Source organism: Treponema primitia, assembly GCF_046533075.1.
GTDB lineage: Bacteria > Spirochaetota > Spirochaetia > Treponematales > Breznakiellaceae > Termitinema > Termitinema primitia_B.
Window position 1 is genome coordinate 1 of the sequence record NZ_JAJQRB010000074.1, and the last position, 23,830, is coordinate 23,830.

23 protein-coding genes and 1 pseudogene are annotated in these 23,830 nt (G+C 49.6%); 19 read left to right on the forward strand and 5 right to left on the reverse strand.

Features of this window, described 5'->3' with window-relative positions:
- Positions 1-110 precede the first annotated feature (110 nt).
- The 4 genes and pseudogenes from LQZ19_RS15380 to LQZ19_RS15395 all read right to left on the reverse strand — a co-directional run bounded on the left by LQZ19_RS15380 (position 111) and on the right by LQZ19_RS15395 (position 1,723).
- Positions 111-656, reverse strand: a complete 546-nt coding sequence (locus tag LQZ19_RS15380) for a flavin reductase family protein (RefSeq protein WP_411048569.1) — start codon at positions 654-656, stop codon at positions 111-113.
- Between the two features lie 132 nt (positions 657-788).
- A complete protein-coding gene (locus LQZ19_RS15385) occupies positions 789-980 on the reverse strand; it encodes a hypothetical protein (protein WP_411048570.1) in 192 nt (63 codons plus the stop codon).
- A 15-nt stretch (positions 981-995) separates the two neighbouring features.
- Positions 996-1,082, reverse strand: a pseudogene (locus LQZ19_RS15390) (helix-turn-helix domain-containing protein); the annotation flags it as partial.
- A 158-nt stretch (positions 1,083-1,240) separates the two neighbouring features.
- Positions 1,241-1,723: a flavodoxin gene (locus LQZ19_RS15395; RefSeq protein ID WP_411048571.1), complete on the reverse strand. Its 483-nt coding sequence runs from the start codon at positions 1,721-1,723 to the stop codon at positions 1,241-1,243.
- A 179-nt stretch (positions 1,724-1,902) separates the two neighbouring features.
- Here LQZ19_RS15395 and vapB point away from each other — a divergent pair, with 179 nt between their 5' ends.
- Positions 1,903-2,115, forward strand: coding sequence for a type II toxin-antitoxin system VapB family antitoxin (gene vapB, locus LQZ19_RS15400; RefSeq protein ID WP_411048572.1), 213 nt, complete (start codon positions 1,903-1,905; stop codon positions 2,113-2,115).
- Positions 2,116-2,975: 860 nt separating this feature from the next.
- Here the strand turns inward: vapB and LQZ19_RS15405 are convergent.
- Positions 2,976-4,067: a class I SAM-dependent methyltransferase gene (locus LQZ19_RS15405; RefSeq protein WP_411048573.1), complete on the reverse strand. Its 1,092-nt coding sequence runs from the start codon at positions 4,065-4,067 to the stop codon at positions 2,976-2,978.
- Between the two features lie 146 nt (positions 4,068-4,213).
- Between LQZ19_RS15405 and LQZ19_RS15410 the strand changes: the two genes are divergently transcribed.
- From LQZ19_RS15410 to LQZ19_RS15495, 18 genes are all read left to right on the forward strand, one after another.
- Complete coding sequence (locus LQZ19_RS15410; RefSeq protein WP_411048574.1) at positions 4,214-4,477, forward strand: phosphopantetheine-binding protein; 264 nt, start codon at positions 4,214-4,216, stop codon at positions 4,475-4,477.
- A complete protein-coding gene (locus tag LQZ19_RS15415; protein ID WP_411048575.1) occupies positions 4,474-4,725 on the forward strand; it encodes an acyl carrier protein in 252 nt (83 codons plus the stop codon). Before LQZ19_RS15410 ends, LQZ19_RS15415 begins: the two co-directional genes overlap by 4 nt.
- Positions 4,726-4,978: 253 nt before the next feature.
- Entirely contained in the window at positions 4,979-5,662 is a 684-nt protein-coding gene (locus tag LQZ19_RS15420; protein ID WP_411048576.1) for an ApeI family dehydratase, read from the forward strand.
- Positions 5,659-6,654, forward strand: coding sequence for a lysophospholipid acyltransferase family protein (locus LQZ19_RS15425; RefSeq protein WP_411048577.1), 996 nt, complete (start codon positions 5,659-5,661; stop codon positions 6,652-6,654). Before LQZ19_RS15420 ends, LQZ19_RS15425 begins: the two co-directional genes overlap by 4 nt.
- An 18-nt stretch (positions 6,655-6,672) precedes the next feature.
- On the forward strand, positions 6,673-7,143 hold the full coding sequence (locus tag LQZ19_RS15430) for a hotdog family protein (protein WP_411048578.1): 471 nt from the start codon (positions 6,673-6,675) through the stop codon (positions 7,141-7,143).
- Positions 7,144-7,147: 4 nt separating this feature from the next.
- Positions 7,148-7,873 carry a GntR family transcriptional regulator gene (locus tag LQZ19_RS15435; RefSeq protein WP_411048579.1) on the forward strand — a complete coding sequence of 242 codons (726 nt, stop codon included), beginning with the start codon at positions 7,148-7,150 and terminating at the stop codon, positions 7,871-7,873.
- A gap of 109 nt (positions 7,874-7,982) precedes the next feature.
- On the forward strand, positions 7,983-8,987 hold the full coding sequence (locus tag LQZ19_RS15440; RefSeq protein WP_411048580.1) for a C4-dicarboxylate TRAP transporter substrate-binding protein: 1,005 nt from the start codon (positions 7,983-7,985) through the stop codon (positions 8,985-8,987).
- A 21-nt stretch (positions 8,988-9,008) separates the two neighbouring features.
- Positions 9,009-9,509: a TRAP transporter small permease gene (locus LQZ19_RS15445; protein ID WP_411048581.1), complete on the forward strand. Its 501-nt coding sequence runs from the start codon at positions 9,009-9,011 to the stop codon at positions 9,507-9,509.
- A complete protein-coding gene (locus LQZ19_RS15450) occupies positions 9,509-10,792 on the forward strand; it encodes a TRAP transporter large permease (RefSeq protein WP_411048582.1) in 1,284 nt (427 codons plus the stop codon). Before LQZ19_RS15445 ends, LQZ19_RS15450 begins: the two co-directional genes overlap by 1 nt.
- A 44-nt stretch (positions 10,793-10,836) precedes the next feature.
- The gene (gene uxuA / locus LQZ19_RS15455) at positions 10,837-11,904 is read left to right on the forward strand and encodes a mannonate dehydratase (protein WP_411048583.1); all 1,068 of its coding nucleotides are present in this window, start codon (positions 10,837-10,839) and stop codon (positions 11,902-11,904) included.
- 24 nt (positions 11,905-11,928) lie between these two features.
- Positions 11,929-13,584: a mannitol dehydrogenase family protein gene (locus LQZ19_RS15460; RefSeq protein ID WP_411048584.1), complete on the forward strand. Its 1,656-nt coding sequence runs from the start codon at positions 11,929-11,931 to the stop codon at positions 13,582-13,584.
- Positions 13,565-13,666, forward strand: a complete 102-nt coding sequence (locus tag LQZ19_RS15465) for a hypothetical protein (protein ID WP_411048585.1) — start codon at positions 13,565-13,567, stop codon at positions 13,664-13,666. Before LQZ19_RS15460 ends, LQZ19_RS15465 begins: the two co-directional genes overlap by 20 nt.
- Before the next feature lie 2 nt (positions 13,667-13,668).
- On the forward strand, positions 13,669-14,634 hold the full coding sequence (locus LQZ19_RS15470) for a bifunctional 4-hydroxy-2-oxoglutarate aldolase/2-dehydro-3-deoxy-phosphogluconate aldolase (RefSeq protein ID WP_411048586.1): 966 nt from the start codon (positions 13,669-13,671) through the stop codon (positions 14,632-14,634).
- A 25-nt stretch (positions 14,635-14,659) separates the two neighbouring features.
- A complete protein-coding gene (locus tag LQZ19_RS15475) occupies positions 14,660-15,682 on the forward strand; it encodes a PfkB family carbohydrate kinase (protein WP_411048587.1) in 1,023 nt (340 codons plus the stop codon).
- Positions 15,683-15,775: 93 nt separating this feature from the next.
- Positions 15,776-18,730, forward strand: coding sequence for an ATP-binding protein (locus LQZ19_RS15480; RefSeq protein WP_411048588.1), 2,955 nt, complete (start codon positions 15,776-15,778; stop codon positions 18,728-18,730).
- Between the two features lie 61 nt (positions 18,731-18,791).
- Entirely contained in the window at positions 18,792-20,447 is a 1,656-nt protein-coding gene (locus tag LQZ19_RS15485) for a response regulator (RefSeq protein WP_411048589.1), read from the forward strand.
- A complete protein-coding gene (locus LQZ19_RS15490) occupies positions 20,431-22,206 on the forward strand; it encodes a cache domain-containing sensor histidine kinase (RefSeq protein WP_411048590.1) in 1,776 nt (591 codons plus the stop codon). Before LQZ19_RS15485 ends, LQZ19_RS15490 begins: the two co-directional genes overlap by 17 nt.
- A gap of 103 nt (positions 22,207-22,309) precedes the next feature.
- The gene (locus LQZ19_RS15495; protein WP_411048591.1) at positions 22,310-23,827 is read left to right on the forward strand and encodes a sugar ABC transporter ATP-binding protein; all 1,518 of its coding nucleotides are present in this window, start codon (positions 22,310-22,312) and stop codon (positions 23,825-23,827) included.
- Positions 23,828-23,830 lie beyond the last annotated feature (3 nt).

A 23,830-nucleotide genomic window follows, 5' to 3' on the forward strand; every position in this document is an offset into this window, starting at 1 on the left:
GAGGCCCCGCCGACCGGAGGGAGGAAAAGCGCGCATGGATGCGCGCGGCAGGGGCTGGAGGCGGCCCGGAGCCCCGAAACAGTAGGTTGAGGGACGGAGGGTTCGAGTCTTTATATGATTGATGTCCACTTTGTCATCTTTTCCCGCAAATCTCTTGTCCTCCCATCAACCTTAAAAGTCCCGTCCCCATTTGCATGAATAGTCCGTTGTTCTTTTCTTGTCTTATCGTACCATGCTTTAAGTCCTTCCATAACAAAAAGACCATATTTGCCGGTCATGGAGGTATCGATTACTTTACATTCAATGTTTGCCAAACATTCTTTTACGAGCGGAGCATTAACATATTTTCCCTTAATGGCGGTTAGTTTGAATCGGGTGTATTTATCGGTATCAATTCCGGAGCAATTGCCAATGTCTACAACTGTGCGTAGCAAATCTACTGTTGGTATAGCTATTACGCATTCCTTTGTCTTTTTAAGGATCTCAAACGTGTAATCCCCCGGACTTAATATGCAACCGAAAATAGGAGTAAAATCTATTACCGTAGACCAACTTAGGGTCATTAGGTTTGATTTACCCTTATAGCTTGTGGATAATAAAATAGTTGGTCCGGGCTCAATGAATTGGAAAGCACGATCTAAGGGAAAAGCTTTCATGGGCAGCTCCTTGCATGAAGTCAAAATCGCATGTCGCACAAAGTCTATTTTGATTTCATGTTTTTTTCTACCTATAGGCAGTCAACATTCAGAATTAAATAAACCTATCCGCCCTGCTATCGGGCCGTTTTTTTATCTTTTTTTACCCTGTGGATTGGATTCCTTGTCGGAGATCTTGCTCATGAGTTCCAGTGAAGAATTTACCAGGGAAGCCATATCAACGGTCAGCTTATCGACTATTCCCTTAATGTCGGCGGCAACAGGGCTTTCAGAGCTAAAAAGATCCCGGACTTCTACTCCCAGGGCAACGGCAAGTCTAACCAAAATATCCGGGTGGGGCTAGCGTTCACATCGTTCTATGGACCCTATATAGGTGACCGAGATATCCGCCTTTTCGGCTAGAACCTGCTGTGAAAAGCCGCGAAATGTCCTAAATCTTTTAAATTCCGGCTCAAAAGAGCCCGCAGGTCATCACCATCCACTCTGTCTTACCCCTCATTATGGGCTCTGAGCGCTGCCATGGTGTGTGATTGACAGAAATAAGTGTCTATCTGCATACCTTGGACCTCACCGCTCAGCTGTTCTCACGATTGAAAAGATTCTACCCATCTAGCTAAAGTATCCTGAGATGGCTTGCCATTCAGCAGTTTTCCCTCTTTCCATATAGCCGTGCCGGAAACGGAAGGCTGGAGCTTTTCTTTCGTCTTGCCTAATCCGCTGCTGCCGGATGTTGCAAAGGGTATAATAGTCTTTCCGGAAAAATCATAGCTTTCCAAAAAAGTGTTAATGATGGTTGGGGCCACATACCACCAAATTGGGAAGCCTACAAATATAACATCGTATGCCGCAATGTTGGCATTCTTATCCGCAAGTGCAGGGCGGGATGATGGGTCTTTCATTTCTATTGAGCTCCGGGACCGGCTGTCTCTCCAGTCCAAATCGGCCTTGGTATATAATATTTCCGGTTTTATTTCATAAAGGTCGGCGTTTGCCGCCTTCGCGAGTGTCTTGGCAAGTTCAGATGTAACCCCACTTGCTGAAAAATACGCTACTAAGTTCCTACTCATACTTTATTCCTCGTCCGTATCATTATTTATGACCATAATACCCTATTAATCTTATAGGCGCAAGCATCACGGCATCCGGGAAATATGTGCTCACACTCCCTGATTGAGATTACGGGGGCGGTGCAAGGGCGGTGGCATAGGTGAGGGATTTGTGCTAGAATAGAGGTATGGAGGCAATAATGAAAACTGACGCCTTATATCAAAATGTACAGCGGCTTCCCGTTTCGCTCCAGCAGGAAGTGAGCGATTTTGTGGGTTTTTTGCTGGCCAAGTACCCTACGTCAGCAGGCCAATCGGACCGCAAACCCCGCGCTGGCTGTATGAAGGGTACATTCACCATGATGAGCGATGATTTCAATGCTCCGCTTGAGGACTTCAAGGACTATCAGTAATGCAGTACCTGGTTGATACCCAATCGTTTATATGGTTTGTCGAAGACGACTCCAAATTGCCCGTGCACATCAAGGCATTGATGGAACAGGCTGACAGTCAACTGGTAATCAGTATCGCCAGCCTCTGGGAAATGGCCATAAACGAGAGTATACCAGTTATTAGCTCGGATACGGTTTTTGGCCAGTACCCAGTAAAATGGATTTGGAATAGGTAACGAACGAGTAGGTTTCCCACTCCTCCTTCCGAGGGTCACTAACCGGAGGGAGGAAAAGTGCGCATGGATGCGCGCGGCAGGGGCCGGAGGCAGCCCGGAGCCCCGAAACAGAATGACGCTGTGCCGCCGGATGGAGGCGTGTAAATCAGTTCCTATCGGCAAACTCTTTAGATGCCGCATGAGCGGCTACATTGGAGGACGTATTTTGAGGGGCAGAGGGTTCGATGGCGGTATCTTCAAGTCCTCAATGATATTTGCGGTATGGATAGCAGTCAGCTTAGTGAATGCCCTTTGGATCTCCAAGGGTAATTTCTTTATATTATTGATGCCCACTTTGTCATCCTTTCCCGCAAATCTCTTGTCCGCCCATCAACCTTAAAAGTCCCGTCACCATTTGCATGAATAGTCCGTTGTTCTTTTCTTGCCTTATCGTGTCATTAGGCAGTCAACATTCAGAATTAAAGCCGTAACAACGATAGCTTTCGATTATACATTATTTGGAAAAGTGTGCTTTAAAAATAATAGGAAAGGAAAGCAGCCGACATCAATAAATATTTATCCATAAGGGGAAGAGAAGGCAGGTGGGTCCATAGAGCGGCATGGTGTACAAAAGAAAAACAATTCGAGCCTGGCACCGACTCCTCCCTAATAGACAGCCCGAAAGCACAGGAGCGAATAGCTGTTTGACCCAAGCCCGTGGTGAGCGCAGGATAATGTAAACCCGGCTTTCTCAATTGCTCCGCTAAGTTCCGCGAAACGGTACATTTTACTGTTGCCGTTTGCCATGCAGGTAAAGTAAAGGGATGTAGCCTGGAGGGAGTAGGCGGAGGCTTCAAAGCGCTGCATGTCCCAGAGCGGTTCCAGTACGTAGATAGTGGTTGCGGGGGTCACCGCTTCGTGGATTTTTGCCAGTATGGCGGTAACCTGGTCCAGGGAAAAACAGTCCAGAAATTGGCTCATCCAGATCGCGTCGGCCCCGGCGGGGAAGCAGGCGGCGGGATCAAGCACGTTGCATGGGTACAGTTCAATGCGGTCCCCAAAGCCCGCATCGGCGGCGTTTTTTTCCGCCACCGCAGTCTGGCCGGGGAGGTCTATGATGGTAATACGTACCTGGGGATCATAATCGCAGCACCTGATGGCCCACTTCGCGGTATTACCGCCTATGTCGAAAAGGCGGCGGGGCGGGGAGGCAAACACAATAGGAAGCGCCTCGGGAAAGGCGATATCGGAATAAAAATGATCAAATTCAAACCAGCTTTTTTTTGCCCCCTCGGGCAGGGAAGAGAGGGCCTCATAAATAGTATTCCAGCGTTCCCCAAAGACCGCAAGGCCCCGGGGCTTTTCGGATCTGATCGATTCGGTTAACCCATAGGCGCCCTGATAACAGATATCGTTGACAAAGTTAAAATTAACCCTGGTCATGTCATCTTCCAGCAGGAACCAGCCGATCTTGCCCAGAACAAAACGCTCCTTCCCGTCTGCACCGGGCCGGAGCTTGAGCACCTTCATGCCCAGGGCAATTTCCGCCAGAACTCCAACGCCGTATAGGGAAACGCCGGTCTGTTCCGCCGCTTCTTCCCCGGTAAGCCCCGCGTCGCCGGCATCGGATATTTTCTGCAGAATCCCCAGTTCCAAGAGCGCCCGCACTGCTTGAAAGGTTAGTGGCGCAAAGGCGATCCTCAGGGCTTCAAATTTTGCGTCCACCGCGTGGATTTTATCAACCGTATAGTCGTGCATGGTATGCTCCGGCCTTCACCACTGGGTCGGGGAAAGGCCGTCCTCATCCTAGTACGGCCTTTCCCGGGTGTCAATGCGGATCTTGACACGTTATAGCAAAAAGGTTAGGTTAAAATACTGTTTTTTACTGCGGGAGTGGGGACCGGATGGACGATCTGAAATTTCAAATAAAGGAATTAATTGTAAACGCCCTTGAGTTGGAGGATATAAAGCCCGAAAACATCGTTGATTCGGAACCGATATTTGGCGAAGGATTGGGATTGGATTCGATTGATGCCCTGGAGCTGGGTGTGGCGCTTAAAAAGAAATTTGGTATAAAATTTTCTGCGGAAAGTGAGGATAACCGGAAGCATTTTGCTTCGGTGGATGCACTTGCGGCTTATATTATTGCGGGAACCGGCGGATCATGACAAAGGATGATATTTTTGAAAAAATAAAGGAAATTCTTATCAAGGAATTCGAAATTGATGGGGATCTGATAACTCCTACGGCTTCTCTTTTTGTAGATTTGGATTTTGATTCGATAGACGCGGTGGATCTTATCGTCAAAATAAAACCCTATGTTTCGGGTAAAATAGATCCGGAACTTTTTGAGAATATCCGCACGATTCAGGACGTGGTAAATGTTCTTTTTCCCCTGGTACAGGAAGTACCTTGAAGGTCTTTTTTTACATAGCAGCTGCGGTTTATCCCATTTTGGTATTTTTCTTTTTGGTGGTTTTTAAGATATCCCTGCGGTTCCTTTCGATTTTTGTCATCCTGGTAGGTTTTGCCTATTTCCTCATTTGTACATCTAAAAAAAAAAGGGAATCCCCCGGAAGCAGCTTCTAAGCGCCTTCCTGCTTTTGGGAGGTGGCTTTTTAAGTTTGTTTACCAATTCTTCTATATATGTAAAATTGTATCCGGTTTTTATGAACGGGGCCCTTCTGGCGGCCTTTGGCAGTACCCTCTTTGCCCCTCCAACCATGATCTTCCGGTTTGCGACTCTCCAGGATAAAAGTATCAAGGGTTCCCTGGCGGAAAAGCGCATAGAAGCCTATTGCCGGAAAGTAACCTGGGTTTGGTGCGGATTCTTCGTTCTCAACGGGGGAATCGCCTTTTATACCGTATTTTTTGCCTCCGATGCCCTCTGGTCTATCTATAATGGGGGTATTTCATATATTCTTATGGGTATTCTTTTTGCAGGGGAGCTTGTTGTACGAAAAATGACGGATAAAAAAATGCCCAAGGACATTTTGGCCCATGGGGTTATCGTAAAAAAGGTTTTGCATCAAACTGAAGATGCGGCATCGGTGGAATTGTTCATCCCCGCCGAGTGTGAATACTTCGATGGTCATTTCCCTGAATTCAAGCTCCTCCCCGCAGTGGCCCAGTTTGACCTGGTGATCCGTCTTGGGGCTCATTTTTTCGGGACCCCCCTTTTATTAAAAACATCCAGACGGATCAAATTCTCCACCCCCATATTCCCCAATATAAGGGTGATCGTGACATTGAACTATAACCGGGAAGCGGGATCACTGACCTTTAAAATAAGTGATACGGGCGCCAAGATCTATGCCGGCGGAACCCTGATCCTGGACGGGACTGCACCATGAAGCAGACTTACTGGTCTGAGCATCCTGGGGCCGAAACAGCGGTCCACTGGTCGGAACAGAAGGAACAGGTCGCCGGATACTGGCATGTCAAGCTCATCCTTATCATTTTTAAGATCTGCCCGGTGATCGTCCTGCGTCTCCTCGCCTTTCCGGTGGCCTTTTTCTATTATGTTTTTTCAAAACGGGCCCGGGACAATTCCCGGCTTTTTCTCTCCAGGGTTGCCGCCTGTTATGCGGATAACGGGAAGCCCTTCACCCTTCACATCTTCCGGCATATTCTGGCCTTTGCACTGACGACGATTGAAAAAGTAGAATCCTGGGGAGGCAAGGTGGATTTAAGCCGCATCCATTTTCAGGATGACGATATTGGGGATTTGCGGGAACGGCTGGATCGGGGGGAGGGGGCGATGCTTATCTGTTCCCACCTGGGAAACTCGGAACTCCTGCGGGCCCTGGCCAACTTTAACCGGACCGGCCTTTCCCGGGAGGTGCCGGTCAACGGGATCGTGGATTTCAAGGTTACCCCCTCCTTTAACCGTATGCTCCGGGAACTCAATCCCGATGTAAGTCTCAGGATGATAGACGTCAATGATATAGGTCCGGATACTATCATTATGCTTCAGGATCGGCTTGCCGCAGGGGAACTGGTGACCATTGCCGGGGACCGGACTTCGGCTAATACCCGGAACAAGTGTTTTTTCATTCCCTTTCTGAATAAAAGCGCGCCCTTTACCTATGGGGCTTTCTTCATGGCCGCCATGCTCAATGTGCCGACCTATTTTGTGTTCGCCCTCAGGCAAAAGGATATATCCCTGTCGTCCCAATACGACATGCATGTCCATAGGAGCCCCGTAAGTTTTGACTGTTCCCGCAAGGAACGGGAAGGGCGTGTTGAAGAATTGGCCCGTTTATTTGCCCATAGACTTGAATCTTACTGTAAACAGTACCCCCTGCAATGGTATAATTTCTATGATTTTTGGACGAAAGGATGATACACGGAGGATTAAGCGGTGATTGGTGGAAACATTGAACGGGATGAGCTTCTTACACTCCTGCCCCATAAGGGTAAGATGTTCCTCCTCTCCCGTATTTTGGCCTATGATACCAGTAAGCGTACGCTTCGTGCGGAATATGATATTACCCGGGATTGTCTTTTTTACGATCCCGAGCTTGGGGGTGTACCCGCCTGGGTGAGTTTTGAATTTATGGCCCAGAGCATTAGTAGTTTATCAGGGCTCGTGAGCCGCGAGAGAGGGGAGCCGCCCAAGCTGGGTTGCATCCTGAGTGTTTCAAACATGGAAATAAAGCGTCCCCTACTAAAGGCGGGAACCACGGTGTGCATTGATGTTAACAAAGATTGTATGGTTGAAGGGGTTTTTAGTTTTGATTGTACCGTATCCCTGGATGGAACTGAGGCGGTGGCGGCGAAACTTATGGTTATGGATGTGGATGACCTGTCCATATTTACAAAAGGAGCATGAATGTATGGAAGGGACAGGCAAATATCGATCCGGCAGCGTACAGGATTCTGTTTACGTCAATCTCCGTAAAAATATCATCAACCTCAACCTGGCCCCCGGTACGGGGATAAGCGAAAAGGAAATTGCCCTCCGGTATAAGGTTAGCCGTACCCCGGTGCGGGAGACCTTTATCCACCTTGCCAAGGAAGGGCTCTTGCAGGTGGTTCCCCAAAAAGAAACCCTGGTATCCCGTATCAATTTTTCCCGGGTTGAGCAGGAATCCTTTCTCCGGGAAAGCCTGGAGATGGCGGTTTTGGAGCCCTTTATCAGCAAATCAAAACCGGAACACTTTGCAGCCCTTAAGCAGCTTATCAGGGAGCAGCGTGAGGCCATTAAAAATGACGATTATATTACTTTTGTCACCCATGACGATGCCTTTCACCATGCCCTTTTCAGCATTGCAGGCCAGGAACTGAGTTGGGCAGTTCTGGAACAAATGAGCGGTCACTATCACCGGATACGGCTCTTAACCGTACGGTTCAAGGGTATCGCCGCCGGAATTGTGGAGCAGCATAAAAACCTCCTTGGCGCTTTACAAAAGGGGGATCTGCCCACCGCCGGGGCTCTCCTTAAACAGCATCTCCATAAACTGGGGGATGAAAAAAACCTTTTGATAGAGGAATTTCCCGATTATTTTGTGTCCGAAGAAGGCGGGAACGCCTTTGACGTAGATTTTGGCGCCCTGCCATAGACTTCGCCCCGCTTACCCCGGGATACAAAAAAATAATAAAAAAAAAGTTTGACACTGGTATACTAGTATGGTAATATATCTTCATGCATTAAATTTTTTGGAGGATTGTATGAAGAAGAAAACATTGCTTGCGGTCCTGGCTGCCGGAATCGTTGCGGGACTATTGTTTACCGGCTGTGCTAAAAAAGACGGCCCTTCGGGTGGGAAGCAGACCTTTATTCTGAAGATGTCTACCCAGCTTAATGAAAGCAGCCCCATGGTTGGCGGTTTCAAGGAGTGGGCAAAGGCGGTAGAGGAAAAAACCTCGGGGAATCTCAAAATAGAGGTGTTCCCTTCAGCGCAATTGGGGAGCGATGAAGATGTGATTGAACAGGCCCTTCAAGGGGTAAATGTAGCCGTTTTAACCGATGGCGGACGCATGGCGAATTATGTAAAGGATATCGGTATTATCGGTATGCCCTATATTGCCGGCAATTACGACGAGCTGCGGAAAATTACCGAATCAAAAACATTTGCCGCCTGGGATGCCCAATTGATACAAAACGGTATGCGGATTTTAAGCTACAACTGGTATGACGGCCCCCGTAATTTTTATACCACCAAGCCGGTTAATGTGCCCGCCGACTTGAATGGTCAGCGCATCCGCACCCCCGGCGCTCCGGTGTGGGCAAAATCCGTAGAATCAATGGGCGCCACCCCTATTGCCATGGGCTGGAATGATTCATATAACGCCCTACAGTCGAAATCAATTGACGGCGTAGAAGTACAATCAACGTCAGCCTATCCCGCCCGTATGTACGAAGTTCTGAAATATATCAATAAAACCGAACATTTCCAGCTGGCCAACTTCATCATGGTTGGTGAAAAATGGTTCTCCGCTCTGCCCGCGGATTATCAAAAAATTCTTATGGACGAATGTAAGAAAGCGTCATACGAAAATGCGCAAATTGTACTGAAAACTGCGGGGGACTATGAAAAACTGATGATTGAAAAGGGAATGATAATAACAAATCCTGATAAAGCCGCATTTTCAAAGGCTGCAGAGAAAGCCTATGATGAACTTGGGTTTAAAACATTACGTGACCAAATATGGTCTGAAATCGGCAAAAAATAAACACATATAGGAGGAGAAAACATGAAACGGCTTGCCATTGTGTACCAGAAATTTTGCAAGGTTGAGGAAGTACTTGTTTCTGCATTTGTGGCGATCATTACTTTTCTGGTTTTTCTCTCCGCCGTTGCGCGGGGGATACGGCATCCGCTTAACTGGGCGCAGGATGTTTCATTGCTCCTCTTTGCATGGGTTGTTTTTCTTGGCGCCGATTTGGCCCTGCGGAAAGCGGATTTTGTACGGGTTGATATGCTTATTACCCACTTTCCGCATAGGGTTCAAAAGTTTTTGTATTATTTCTTTTATATTATTGTCATTGTTTTTTTGGGTATACTGATTCGGTATGGTATACCCCTTTGTATTGATAACTCAAAACGGCTCTTTCAGACCCTGGGGATAAGTTATTCATGGGCAACGATCAGCGCTCCTGTGGGTTCACTATTCCTTACCCTCACGATTGTATTAAAACTTGTTTCGCATTGGAAAGATACTGTAATTGTTACTGAAGGCAAGGAGGCAATCTGATGGGTATTGTTGTTATTGTTTTCCTGCTGTTACTGTTATTCGGTATGCCGGTAGCCTTCGCTATCGGCATATCCGGAGCGGTTTTTTTTGTGGTAACCCCGGGTATTCCATTTCCAATTATAGTACAAAAAGTAGTAAGCTCCAGTCAGAGTTTTACCCTTCTGGCTATTCCGCTTTTTATTTTTGCGGGTAATCTGATGAATAATACCGGTATCACTTCACGCCTTGTAAAACTTTCAAATGTACTTACCGGGCATATGTACGGAAATTTAGGACAGGTATCCTGTGTGCTTTCAACCCTCATGGGAGGGGTTTCCGGTTCCGCCAATGCGGATGCCGCAATGGAATGCCGCGTACTCGGTCCTGAGATGACAAAACGGGGTTATGCCAAGGGATATTCCGGCGCGGTAAACGGGGTTACATCCCTTATCACCGCGACTATCCCTCCCAGTATGGGGCTTATAATTTACGGCTCCGTGGGCGAGGTATCCATTGGCAGGCTTTTTGCGGGGGGCTTTGTCCCGGGTTTCATGATGATGGCGGCGCTTATGTTTACGGTACGTTTAACCGCAAGAAAACGCGGCTATACGCCGGAACGGAACAGGCCCGCCACACTTTCGGAAATTGGGAAAGCGTCAATAGACTGTATCTGGGCATTGCTTTTCCCGGTTATTCTGATTGTCGGTATCCGCTTCGGCGTTTTTACCCCCTCAGAGTCCGGGGCTTTCGCCTGCATGTACGCGATATTTGTCGGAGTATTCATTTACAAAGAGCTGACCTGGAAAGTGTTTTTTATGACCCTCCGGGATACGGCAAGAGACATCGGGGTTATCATGATTCTCGTGTCCCTTTCTGGTATTTTTGGTTATGGTATAGTATACGACCGTATTCCCCAGGCTATGGCCGGTTTTCTGGTAAATATAACAACGAACCCATATCTGATGCAATTTATTATCATTTTACTCTTGGTTTTTTGCGGCATGTTTATTGAAACTACGGTGATCGCACTTTTACTCACCCCAATTCTGCTGCCCGTTGTTTTGGCAATCGGGGTTGATCCGGTACAATTCGGGCTTGTGATGATGACCGTTACTACCATGGGGATTATGACACCCCCGGTCGGCATTGCGCTGTATACCACATCAACCATCATGGGTTGTAAACCGGAAGAAACGGCAAAAGAATCGGTCCCCTTTATTATAGCGGTTCTTGTAGTTGTTACCATATGTATCTTTTTTAAAGACCTTGTGTTGTTTATTCCCAATTTAATTTTTGGGAAATAGGGGAATGTGGAAAATAGACTTATAAAAATAATAGAGGTATTTTTATGCAGATGACCATGCGTTGGTTCGGAACCGGATATGATTCGGTTAAACTTGAATATATCCGACAAGTCCCGGGTGTAACCGGGATAATTACGACACTCTACGGCGCTTTGCCCGGTGAGGTTTGGGAAAAAGAAGCTATCGCCGCTTTGAAAGCAGAGGTGGCGGCGGCGGGACTTACCATCGCCGGTATCGAGAGCGTTAATATCCATGACGCAATCAAGACCGGCGCCCCCGAAAGGGATAGGTATATCGACAATTATATTACCACCCTGGAACGGCTGGGAGAGGCGGGGGTGAACCTGGTCTGCTATAATTTCATGCCCGTCTTTGATTGGACCAGGACCGATCTGTCCAGGAAGCGGGATGACGGCAGCACCACCATGGCCTACGAGCAGAAGATAATCGACACCATCGATCCCAAGGCCATGACCAATGCCATCAACTCCCAGTCCAACGGTTTTGTGTTGGCCGGCTGGGAGCCGGAACGGCTGGGCCATCTGAAGGAACTTTTTGAGATGTACCAGGGGGTGGACGGGGAAAAACTCTTTGCCAATTTACAGTACTTTCTGAACCGCATCATGTCGGTCTGTGATAAGTACGGCATCAACATGGCCATCCACCCGGATGATCCCTCGTGGTCTGTCTTCGGCCTTCCCCGGATTGTCGGTTCAAAAGATCAGTTACTCCGCTTGATCCGGGCGGTGGATAATCCTCACAATGGGGTAACCCTCTGTACCGGAAGTTTGGGGACCAATCCCCAAAACGATATTCCGGATATTATCGCCGCATTAAAGGGCCGTATCCACTTTGCCCATGTGCGGAACCTGCGGCATAACAGTCCCGGCGATTTTGAGGAGTCGGCACATTTTTCCCGTGACGGATCGCTGGACATCTTCCGGATCATGAAGGCCCTCTACGATACCGGCTTTGATGGGCCCATCCGCCCGGATCATGGCCGCGCCATCTGGGGGGAGGTATCCATGCCCGGTTACGGTCTCTACGACCGGGCTCTGGGGGCTACGTACTTAAACGGCCTGTGGGAAGCTATTGAAAAAATGTCCCGGTAAATTTAGTGAACCAGGGGGTGGGATATGCTTTTACTAAACAGAAAATCGGTGAAAGAACAGAAGGTCGAATTTGAAAAGGCGGGGATCAGGATACCTTCCTTCGATATTGACGCAGTGCGTGATCGCAGTTTTGCTGCGCCGGTCTGGGTACATTTCAGCGTGGGAAACCTGTTCAAGGCATACCATGCCATGCTGGCCCAGCGGCTTATAGAAATGGGCGCCATGGATCGCGGCATTGTTGCCGTTGCGCCCCTTGACCACGGGCTTATAAAAAAAGTTTTCCTGCCCCATGACAATCTGTACATACATGTAACCATGAAGGCCGACGGCAGCCTTGAAAAATCTGTCGTCGCTGGCGTTACCGAGGCGCTTGCCGCGGACAGCGCCGATACTGCCCAATGGGAACGGCTTAAGACTATTTTTTGCGCCCCCTCTTTGCAGATAGTATCCCTGTCAATTACCGAAAAGGGCTATGAGCTCAGAAACATGGACGGCTCATTCAAGCCGGAGATCCTGAAGGAATTTGAGGCAGGGCCTGTGGCCCCGGTTCACGGGATGACCAAGCTTACCGCGCTGCTGTACGAACGTTATACAAAGGGAAGCGGCCGGCCTCTGGCCCTGGTGAGTACCGATAACTTTTCCCATAACGGGGATAAGCTCAAGGCAGCCGTACTGGCGGTGGCCGGCGAATGGAAGGCCCGTTCTTTTGTCGATCCGGGCTTTGTAAACTGGCTCTCCGATCCGGCGAAGGCCGCATTCCCACTTACCATGATAGACAAAATAACCCCCTATCCGTCAGAAAAAGTGCGGGATCAGCTTGAGGCTGCGGGTCTTGGGGGCATGGAAATAATCAATACCGGCGGACATTCGGTGAACGCCCCCTTTGTAAATACCGAGGAAGCCGAGTACCTGGTGATTGAGGACATTTTCCCCAATGGAAGGCCCCCCCTTGAAAAGGCCGGGGTTTATTTTACCGACAGGGAAACGGTCGATAGGGTTGAGAAAATGAAGGTTTGTACCTGCCTCAACCCGCTCCACACGGCCCTTGCGGTTTTCGGCTGCCTTTTGGGCTACAGTTCTATTGCCGCTGAAATGAAGGACCCGGATCTCGTAAGTCTGGTTAGAAAAATAGCCTATGATGAGGGGATGCCCGTGGTCACCAATCCGGGTATCATACAGCCCGCAGATTTTGTACGGGAGGTGCTTGAAAAGCGTTTTCCAAATCCCAATATTCCCGACACCCCCCAGCGTATAGCCACGGATACTTCCCAGAAACTGGGCATCCGTTTCGGCGAGACCATCAAGCTGTATACCCTGAACCCGAAGCTTCATACCAAAAACCTGGTCCTGATCCCCCTGGTTTTAGCGGCCTGGTGCCGGTACCTGCTCGGCCTTGACGATAGCGGCAAGGCCTTTACCCCCAGCCCGGATCCCCTGTTAACAACGCTACAGGAAACTCTGCAAGGGCTTAGCCTGGGGGCCCCCGGTTCGGCGGCGGGAAAACTGAGGCCCATCCTTTCTAACCAAAAAATATTCGCAGTAAATCTGTATGAAGTGGGCCTGGGAGAACTCATTGAGGGTTATTTTTCGGAGCTGCTTGCCGGGCCGGGGGCGGTGAGAAAGACACTGCAAAAATATCTTGGACACCACGGCCGCGGTGATGGGGTCTTTTCAGGGTGATAGCATACCTGATAAGATACAGCTTTATTCGGCGTGGTGGTTTCCGGATCACCGGGTTGAAAATAGTAATGGAAGGAGCTAATTATGGAAAACATACTTGAAGAAATAGGAAAGATCGGGATAGTCCCGGTAATCAAGATCGACGATGCGAAAAAGGCTGTCCCCCTGGCGAAAGCTCTGTCCGCCGGGGGCATTCCCTGTGTGGAGATTACCCTCAGAACCGCTGAGGGAGAGGAGGCCATACGCCGCATAAACGCAGAGGCGCCCGATGTCCTGCTTGGGGCAGGCACGGTTTTAACCACCGATCAGGTTGATAGGGCAATTGACGTTGGGGCAAAATTCATCGTAAGCCCGGGATTTAACCCCAAGGTGGTTGCCCACTGTATCCAAAAAGGGATACCCATAGTACCGGGTTGTTCTAATCCATCGGATATTGAACAGGCTCTGGAAGCAGGTCTTGGGGTAGTAAAGTTCTTCCCTGCGGAACTGACAGGGGGCCTGGATTATATTAAGGCCATTGCCGCTCCCTATCCCCAGGTCAAGTTCATGCCAACCGGGGGAATAAACCAGGGTAACATTGCAAAATATTTAAGCTACGATCGAATTGTTGCCTGCGGCGGTTCCTGGATGGCAGGAGCGGATCTGGTAAACGCCGGTGATTTTGATCGGATAACGGCGTTCTGCAAAGAAGCGGTTCAGACTGTTTTTGGATTTTCTCTGGTCCATATCGGCATCAATGCCCAAGATGGGGAGGAAGCGCTCTCTGTGGCAAAATCATTCGGCGCTCTTTTTGGCTTTATACTTAAGGATGGTAATATATCAGCTTTTTCCGGCGACCAAATCGAGATCATGAAAGGATCAGGCCGTGGTACAAAGGGTCATATCGGTATCGGAACGAATAGCCCGTTCCGCGCTGCCGCCTGGCTTGAGCGGCAGGGTATAGCCCTTAACCGGGACAGTATCAAGACCGATGCCAAGGGGAACTTAGTCTTAGTCTATTTAAAAGAAGAAATCGCCGGGTTTGCGGTACATATAATGCAGAAAAAATAACGCCGTCAATTTATAGGAGATTGTTATGGAAAGGATCGTCACCTTTGGTGAAATAATGTTACGCCTAGCTCCGGAAGGGTATTATCGTTTTGTCCAGGCGAATTCTTATGGCGCCACATACGGCGGCGGGGAAGCGAATGTGGCCGTTTCCCTGGCAAACTTTGGATTGGATGCCGCCTTTGTTACCAAACTGCCGAAACATGAAATAGGTCAGGCTGCGGTGAACAGTTTGCGCCAATTTGGGGTGGATACTTCAAAGATAGTACGGGGCGGCAGCCGGGTGGGAATTTATTTTCTGGAGAAAGGCGCTTCCCAGCGGGCCTCCAAGGTTATCTATGACCGGGCGGGCTCCGCCATTGCCGCTGCGGAGCTGAAAGATTTCGACTGGAACGCCATCTTCGATGGTGTTTCCTGGTTTCACTTTACGGGTATTACCCCCGCCCTTGGGGATACGGTGGCGGCCATAACCATGGAAGCCTGTAAAATCGCTAAGGCTAAGGGAATTACGATCTCCTGCGATCTTAACTACCGGAAAAATCTCTGGTCCCGGGATAAGGCCGGGGAGGTGATGGGGAAACTTATGCCCCTGGTGGATATCTGTATCGCTAACGAAGAGGACGCCTCGGATGTATTCGGCATTCACGCCCAGGGCACGGATGTCAGCTCCGGCAAGATTAGCCGGGAAGGCTACGAGGGGGTTGCGAAAGCTTTAACAGACCGGTTTGGTTTTAAGAAGGTCGCCATCACCCTGCGGGAATCCATTTCCGCCAACGACAATAACTGGGCAGCTATGCTGTATACCGGCGATATCTCATATTTTTCGAAAAAATATCCTATACATATCGTAGACCGGGTGGGCGGCGGTGACAGTTTCGGCGCCGGACTTATCTACGGAATGCTGCGGGATTATTCTCCCCAGGAAGTGGTGGAATTTGCCGTAGCGGCGAGCTGCCTGAAACATTCCATTGAGGGCGATTTTAACCAGATCTCAGTGGAGGAGGCGAAGAAACTGGCCGGAGGCGATGCTTCAGGACGGGTTCAACGGTAACGGTTTTCGTAATATTGTGTAAACTTCATTGATTCGCAGCGGAGGTTTCAGAAAACCCTGGATAATTGCTTCAAGAAGAACTAAATTTAAATAATGAGGTTGAACGGACAGAAGGTATTCACCGGAATCGCAGGAGCGGTTCTTCTCATTGTATTTGCGTCTTGTGGAAATAAGGTAAATTCCGGCCCTTCCGTTTTGGGTGAGTATGATTCATATAGAGATATTCCCGGGGTTACCCGGGAGGAAATAAACGTCATCGAAAACGTGCGCCGCAGTACCGCTATCCTCATCTACGGTATGACCCTCAGTACCGAATGTTTCCGCGGTGAAGACGGCAATATCCAGGGTTTTTCTGTCCTGGTTTGTAATTGGCTCTCCGAGCTTTTTGGGACTAAGTTCCGGCCGGTAATATACAGCTGGGACGCCCTGCTCCAGGGGCTGGAAAACAGTAGTATTGCTTTTACCGGAGAGATATCATCTTCCCTGGGGGAAATCGGGGAATATTTTATGACCGATTCCATTGCGGAACGGAGGATTAAATTTGTCAGTGTGGAAGGATCTGGTCGCTTGGCTTTTTTGGCCAATTCCCGGCCGCTTAAATACGGCTTCCTAAGGGGTACCACCACCGAAGCCCTGGTTTCCCCCTATGTCAAGCTGCCCTTTGAACCGGCGCCTGTTGCTAATTACAACGAAGCCTATCAAAAGTTGATCCGTAAGGAAATTGACGCCCTTTTTATGGACGAGACCGTGGAGGGGCTCTTTGCCATATACAACAATCTTATCATCGAGGATTTTTTGCCCCTGAGTTACAACCAGGTTGCCATGGCCACCCAGGATCCCCGGCTCCGGGCGTTTATTTCTGTGGTGCAGAAATACCTGCAAAGTACCGGCAGCTATCGTTTTGCCCAGATGTATGACGAAGGAGCTCAGGAGTACCTGCGTTATAATTTATTGAGCCGTCTTACCCACGACGAGCGGATACTGCTGGACAGGCTTCAGGAAGCTGCAAACGCAGCGCAGCCACAGGACGCAGTGCAGCTACAGGACGCGGCGCGACCTATGGTTGCGGTGTCCATCGAAGCGGATAATTATCCGGTAAGTTTTTATAACCCCAAGGAAAATGAATGGCAGGGTATCACCATAGATTTGCTGCGGGAAATATCTGCTTTAACAGGCATTCAGTTTAATTATGCTAATTCTCCGGATTCAAAATTAGTCGACGTCATAGCCATGCTTCACCAGGGACAGGCTTCCATGACCATGGAGCTCGTCAGATCTCCATCCAATGACCAGGAGTTTTTATTTGCCGATACTCCCTACCAGATCGATTATTATGCCCTCATATCCAAAAACACCTGTCAGGATGTAACCCTGAGCGACATTCCCTACAAGCGGGTTGGGCTGGTTAGCGGAACCACTTCCGCAGGAATTTTCCATGAGTTATTTCCCCGTCACACCAATATGGTGAGTTACGCGGATCGGGAGACGGCCATTAATGCTCTGGCCCGGGGGGATATCGAGCTTCTGATGGCTACCCGAAACCTGCTGCTTAATATCACTAATTATTTGGAACGCACGGGGTATAAGGCAAACCTGGTACTGCGCCGTCCTTACGAAGCCTACTTCGGTTTTGGCCCGGAAGAAAACCTGCTCTGTTCCATCATAAGCAAGACCCAAAGTTTGATCGACACCGAAAGGGTGGTGGACGACTGGACCCGTCGTGTCTTTGATTACAGCGGCGCCATGGACAGGTCGCAGAAACCCTACCTGATCGGCGTTTCGGCGCTGCTGGCGATAATATTAGTGCTTCTCACCGTAATGCTGCTGCGAAAAAGGCAGATGGCCGCCAATCTGGAACGTACCGTGGAGCAGCGGACCCATGAACTTGAGGTTCAGACCAAGGCGGCTCAGGTGGCGTCCCGGGCCAAGGGGGAATTCCTGTCCCGAATGAGCCATGAGATCCGTACGCCCCTTAACGCCATCATCGGCATGACCGAAATTGCCCGGCGGGCCCATGATATCGAAAAAAAGGATCGTTCCCTGGGTGAGATTGCCTCCGCCTCGGATCACCTTCTGGGTATTTTGAACGATGTACTGGATATGTCAAAAATTGAGAGCGGTAAATTTGAAATTGTCCATAACCCCTTTGTACTGGCCGAGGCCATGAAAGAGGTGTCCAAGATCATTATTCTGCGCTGCCAGGAAAAGGGGATAAATTTTGGCAACGATTTTGCCGGCATTACGGATATTTGTGTAATGGGGGATAAGCTCCGGCTTAAACAGATCCTGATAAACCTTTTGGGGAATGCGGTTAAATTTACTCCTAATCTGGGGACCATCATCTTCAAGGTTCAGGGATTGGATCGGGATGAAAAACGGATAAAGCTCTATTTCCATGTATCCGATTCGGGGATCGGAATGAACGCGGAACAAATGGAAAATTTATTCACCGCCTTTGAGCAGGCGGATAGTTCCATCTCGGTCCGTTTCGGCGGGACCGGCCTGGGACTTGCGATCAGCCAAAATCTGGTAAAACAGATGGGGGGCCTTATTACGGTAAAAAGCGTTCCCGGTGAGGGATCTGCCTTTTCATTTACCCTGGATATGGACATCGCCGAAATGCCGCGGGAAGAGGCGCCCCAAAAGGATACTACGGTAAAGGTTTTTCCGGGCAAGCGGATTCTATTAGCCGAAGATATCGATATTAACCGGATGATTCTCCAGGAACTTCTTTCGGATACACATGTGAAAATTGACGAGGCCCCGGACGGAGCCGAAGCGGTAAAGATCTTTGCCGCTTCTCCGGAAAACTATTATGATCTGATTTTCATGGATATACAGATGCCGAATTTAAATGGCCACGATGCCTCCCGCAAAATCCGTGCAATGGATCGGGGGGACGCAAAAACCGTGCCTATTATCGCGATGACCGCCAATGCCTACCGGGAGGATATCGATCGCGCCCTGGCAGCCGGCATGAATGGTCACCTGGCCAAACCTGTTGATATTGATGAGGTTATGAAAGTGTTATCCCAGCGTCTCGGCTGAACGTGCCGGTCATTTGACACCGCTGCTAAAAAGGGAGTACAATTTTATCCGGGTAGGCCCTATGGACTCATGGTTGTATTCCTTTGTGATTGTTGATGATGAACCCGAGATACGGGAAGGTATACGGGATACCATACCCTGGGAAGAGTTGGGTTTTTCCTTTGCCGGGGCCTGCGTAAATGGGTTTGAGGCTCTGGAACTGGCGGAACGCATCCAAATTGATGCGGTGATGACGGATATCAACATGCCCTTCCTGGACGGTCTTGCATTCACGGACCGTTTGGCGGTCCTGTCCCCGGCAACTAAGGTATTGATCATTTCCGGATACGATGATTTTGAATATGCACGGAAGGCAGTTCAGCTTCAGGTCTATGAGTATATCGTTAAACCGGTAACCCCTAAGGAACTCCGGGCGGTTCTGGAAAAACTAAAGACCACCCTGGATCAGGAACGGGCGGAACGGCTTAACCTGGAACAAATTAAAAAACAGCTATCGGAGAGTATGCCCCTTATGCGGGAACGGTTCCTGGCCCGGCTTGCGGAGGGGAAACAACGGCCTGCGGATATACCGGAACGGATCGCCGCCCTGGGCTTGGACCTGCCTGTCCGGGGAGTCGCCTATCAATGTCTGATCCTGGATTTTGTCTGCCCCCGGAAGGGGGAGCGGTTTGATATTGATCACCTGACCCAGCGGCATGTACTGGAACAATTTCTTGAGACCGGTGAAACCGGATTCCTGTTTCAGGATAGGGAGGACCGGTCTGTCCTCCTCATTTGGAATAGCGATAGGGGCCACCTGTACCGGGAGAGCCTGAAAACCGCGGAAGCCCTTTACCGCAGTCTCCAATCCATGGGGCTCAAGGATACTATCCTGGGGGTTGGTGAGCCGGTGGATGATCCGGAGGATCTGCTTGTTTCCTACAATTCCGCAGCGGAAGCTCTGATTGCGGCGGCCCTCCGGGGAATAAGCGGGGTTTCCGCCTACCGGGAGGTGATGGGGAAAACCGGATTCTCCGACGAAGTTTTCCGCAGAACACGGAAGCGGGAGGAAGGGGAGCCGGCTTGGGAACGGCGGATAGCCTCGGCTATCAAAACCGGAGGACAGGATGAATGCCTCCTCTGCATAGATGAGATGGCCCGGCATTTTCAAAATACCCCCTTTACGGTTGAAGAGTACCATCGTAAGCTCGCTCTGGTTTTAGCGTCAATCATGCAGAGCTGTACGAGCCTGGAAATCCCCGAGCAGGAAATTTTTCTACCCGGTTCCGATCCCTTTGCGGAAATTATCCGGCTTAAAAATCTCGGCGAAGTCCGCGCATGGTTCATTGATCTGGTGAGCCGGATCACTACCTATATCCGGGCACGGCAGGAAAATTTTGCCCAGATAAAAGTGAGGGAGGCCCTGGATTACCTGGAATCAAACTATGCCGATCCGGCTCTGTCCCTCCAGGGGCTCTGCAAAAAACTGGATATCAGTATGAGCTACTTCAGTGCGGTCTTGAAGCGGTACCACGATAAAACCTTTGTGGAAGAATTAACGGATATCAGGCTGAACAGGGCCATGGAAATGCTGCGGACCACCGATCTTATGACCTACGAGATCGCCGAAAAGATCGGCTACCGGGACGCGCATTATTTTTCCCTGAGTTTCCGCAAATACTCGGGGTTTACCGCCACGGAATACCGAAACAGGAACCGTAATGAAAGCCAGGCCTAAACGGTTTCACAGCATACAGCTGACCCTGGCAATCGCCTTTACCGTCCTCTCGATTATCCTCGTCATGGGGGCTATTTTTATCGCCTTCGGGGTAACCGAAGAAAGTTCCCGGCTGGCCTCCCGGCACTATACCCAGCAGTTGGTTCATCAGATTACGAACAATATCGAATTCTATATTGACTATATGGATTCGGTGTCCGCCATAGTCCAGGCCGATCTCGGTGTGCAGGAATATCTGCGGACCGGCAAAATCCGCCGGGAAAACGAAGATGCGGCCCGGGCGGTGCTGCGGGTGATGACCAATACCCGCAGCGATATTTCCCTTATCGGAATGTTTTCCTACAAGGGGGAATTCATCACCCCGGACCAGGATCGCCGGCTTAACCCCTTTACGGAACCGGTAAAACAGGCCTGGTATACCGCCGCCCAACATGCCCACGGGGACTCGGTGATTTCTTCCTCCCATGTGCAGAATATTATCGCGGATCAGTACCAGTGGGTCATATCCCTTTCCCGTGAAATAATCGATCAGGAAAGCGGCGGAGGCCGGGGGATACTGCTGGTGGATCTGAATTACCGGATCATAGAACAGATCTGCAGTTCGATTCAGCTGGGGCAGCGGGGTTACATCTTCATCGTGGATCGGAACGGAGACATTGTGTACCATCCGCAGCAACAGCTTCTCTACGGAGGGCTCAAGACCGAAAACATACGCCGGGTCCTGGATGAACAGGAAAACTATTTCCTCGGGGACGATGAGGACCGGGAAAAATTCTACACCGTGGAGCCCATGTATGCCACGGGCTGGAAAGTGGTGGGGGTGAATTACCGGAGCGAATTCCTGGAGAACCGGGACGCCATACGGCGGAGCTACGCCCTCTGGGGTCTCCTGTTCCTGATGATTTCCATGGGGATCTCCATCATCCTTACCTGGCGCATTTCCCGGCCCATCAAGGATTTGCGCCAATCCATGCGGGATGTGGAGAAGGGCAACTTCGATGTGGTTGCGGATATCCGGTCCTCCAATGAGATTGGAGAACTGGGGAAGGATTTTAACATCATGGTCGGGGAGATAAAAAAACTCCTCAACCGGGTTACCCAGGAGCAGGAACAGAAACGGAAGAGTGAGCTTAATGCGTTACAGATGCAGATCAACCCGCACTTTCTCTACAATACATTGGATTCGGTGATATGGATGGCCGAGGGGGGCAAAGAGCAGGATGTGATCGCCATGAGTTCCGCCCTGGCCCGGCTGTTCCGCCTGTCCATCAGCAAGGGAAAGGAGATCATCGACGTTGCCTCCGAAATTGAGCATGTTAAAAATTATCTGACCATTCAGAAGATACGCTACAAGGATCGCCTGGATTACCGCATTGAAGTGGATGAGGATATCATGCATTTTAAGATCGTTAAGATAATCCTCCAGCCCCTGGTGGAAAACGCCATATACCATGGGATAAAAAACAATTCCGTCGCAGGCGCCGTGATTATCACCGGATGCCGTACGGAACGGGGCATGGATCTGGCGGTACGGGATGACGGCGCCGGAATGGACCGGGACACCCTGGAGCGGGTCAGGGCGCGGCTGGTCCGGGGAAATACGGCGGATCCCCCGAGTCCCGGACGGGGCAGCGGCGTGGGGGTGGGCAATGTGGATGAGCGGATCAAACTGTACTTCGGCGCCGAATATGGTTTGGAATTTGAAAGCCGGGAAGATGAGGGTACCACGGTATTCATACACCTCCCGGCCATCAATTAAGCGGAAAAAAACGCCATTCACCAAGAAAGGTTTGACATTTTCCTTACAGAAACATACAATATACTTACAATAATTTAAGATTGTAGCCGGAGGTGTATAACGGATGAGTGAGCTCCTTGTGCAAATGGAAGGGATAGAAAAGAGCTTCCCCGGGGTTCATGCTCTCATTAACTGCAGTTTTGAATTGCTTCCCGGAGAGATTCATGGACTGATAGGGGAGAACGGAGCAGGCAAGTCAACACTGATGAAAGTCCTTTCCGGTATTTATGGGAAAGATGCGGGAACTATTAAAGTCCGGGGTGAGCTTGCGGAGGCCCATAATACCAAACAGGCTCAAGCGCTGGGGATCAGCATTATTCATCAGGAACTAAACCTGATGAAGCACCTTACCGCCGCTCAGAATATTTTTATAGGGCGGGAACATAAAAAGGGATTTAATTTTTTAGTTGATGATAAGGAAATAAATCGTAAATCTGAAGAGCTTTTTAAACTGATCAATCTCAACCTTGACCCCCGGGTCTTGGTCGCCAGTCTCACCGTCGCCCAGCAGCAGATGATAGAAATAGCCAAAGCCCTGTCCTTCAATTCGGATGTCCTTATTATGGATGAGCCTACCTCGGCCTTAAGCGATTCCGAGATAGATGAACTTTTTAAGGTTATCAGAGGGTTGAAGTCTCAGGGCAAGGGGATCGTGTATATTTCTCACCGCATGGATGAATTGCACCGTATTTGTGACCGGATTACGGTTATGCGGGATGGTCAGTATGTAGCTACCAGCCATATGAAAGAAATAAGCACCGAGCAGATTATTTCCCAGATGGTGGGACGGGAAATTTATGAAAGTCACCACCCCCATGGGGATACCTCTAAAAATGAAGTGGTCCTGGAAGTAAAGCACCTTAACCGGGGGCGGGCAGTTCAGGATGTATCCTTTGAGCTTCATAGGGGCGAAATTCTTGGATTTGCCGGGCTTCTTGGAGCCGGCAGAACCGAAACCATGCGGCTTATCTTTGGAGCGGATCCTATGGATTCGGGGGAGATTATTGTAAAGGGGAAAAAGGCGCTGATTAAACAGCCCAAGGATGCGGTACGGCATGGAATAGGGTACCTCTCGGAGGATCGCAAGCGTTACGGCCTTGCCTTGGGCATGTCGGTAAAGGTTAATACGGTCATGGCCTCCCTCAGTAAATTTTTAAAACCCCTCGGGGTGATTGATGAAGCTAAGGCAAAAAAAGTTACCGAAGAATATATACAGCGGCTCAATACCAAAACCCCCAATGTGGAACAGCAGGCAAAGAACCTTTCCGGCGGTAATCAACAGAAGGTAGTGGTGGGGAAATGGCTGGTTCGGGACAGCGACATACTTATTTTTGATGAACCCACCAGGGGTATTGATGTGGGCGCCAAGAGTGAAATCTATAAGCTTCTTAATGAATTGGCGGATCAGGGAAAATCGATAATAATGATATCCTCTGAACTGCCGGAAGTTCTTCGCATGAGCCACCGTATTGTGGTGATGTGTGAGGGCAGGGTTACTGCGACCCTGGGTACCGTGGACAGCACACAGGAAAAGATCATGAGCTATGCAACATTACGGAATAATCTTGTGAATAAAGGATAGGAA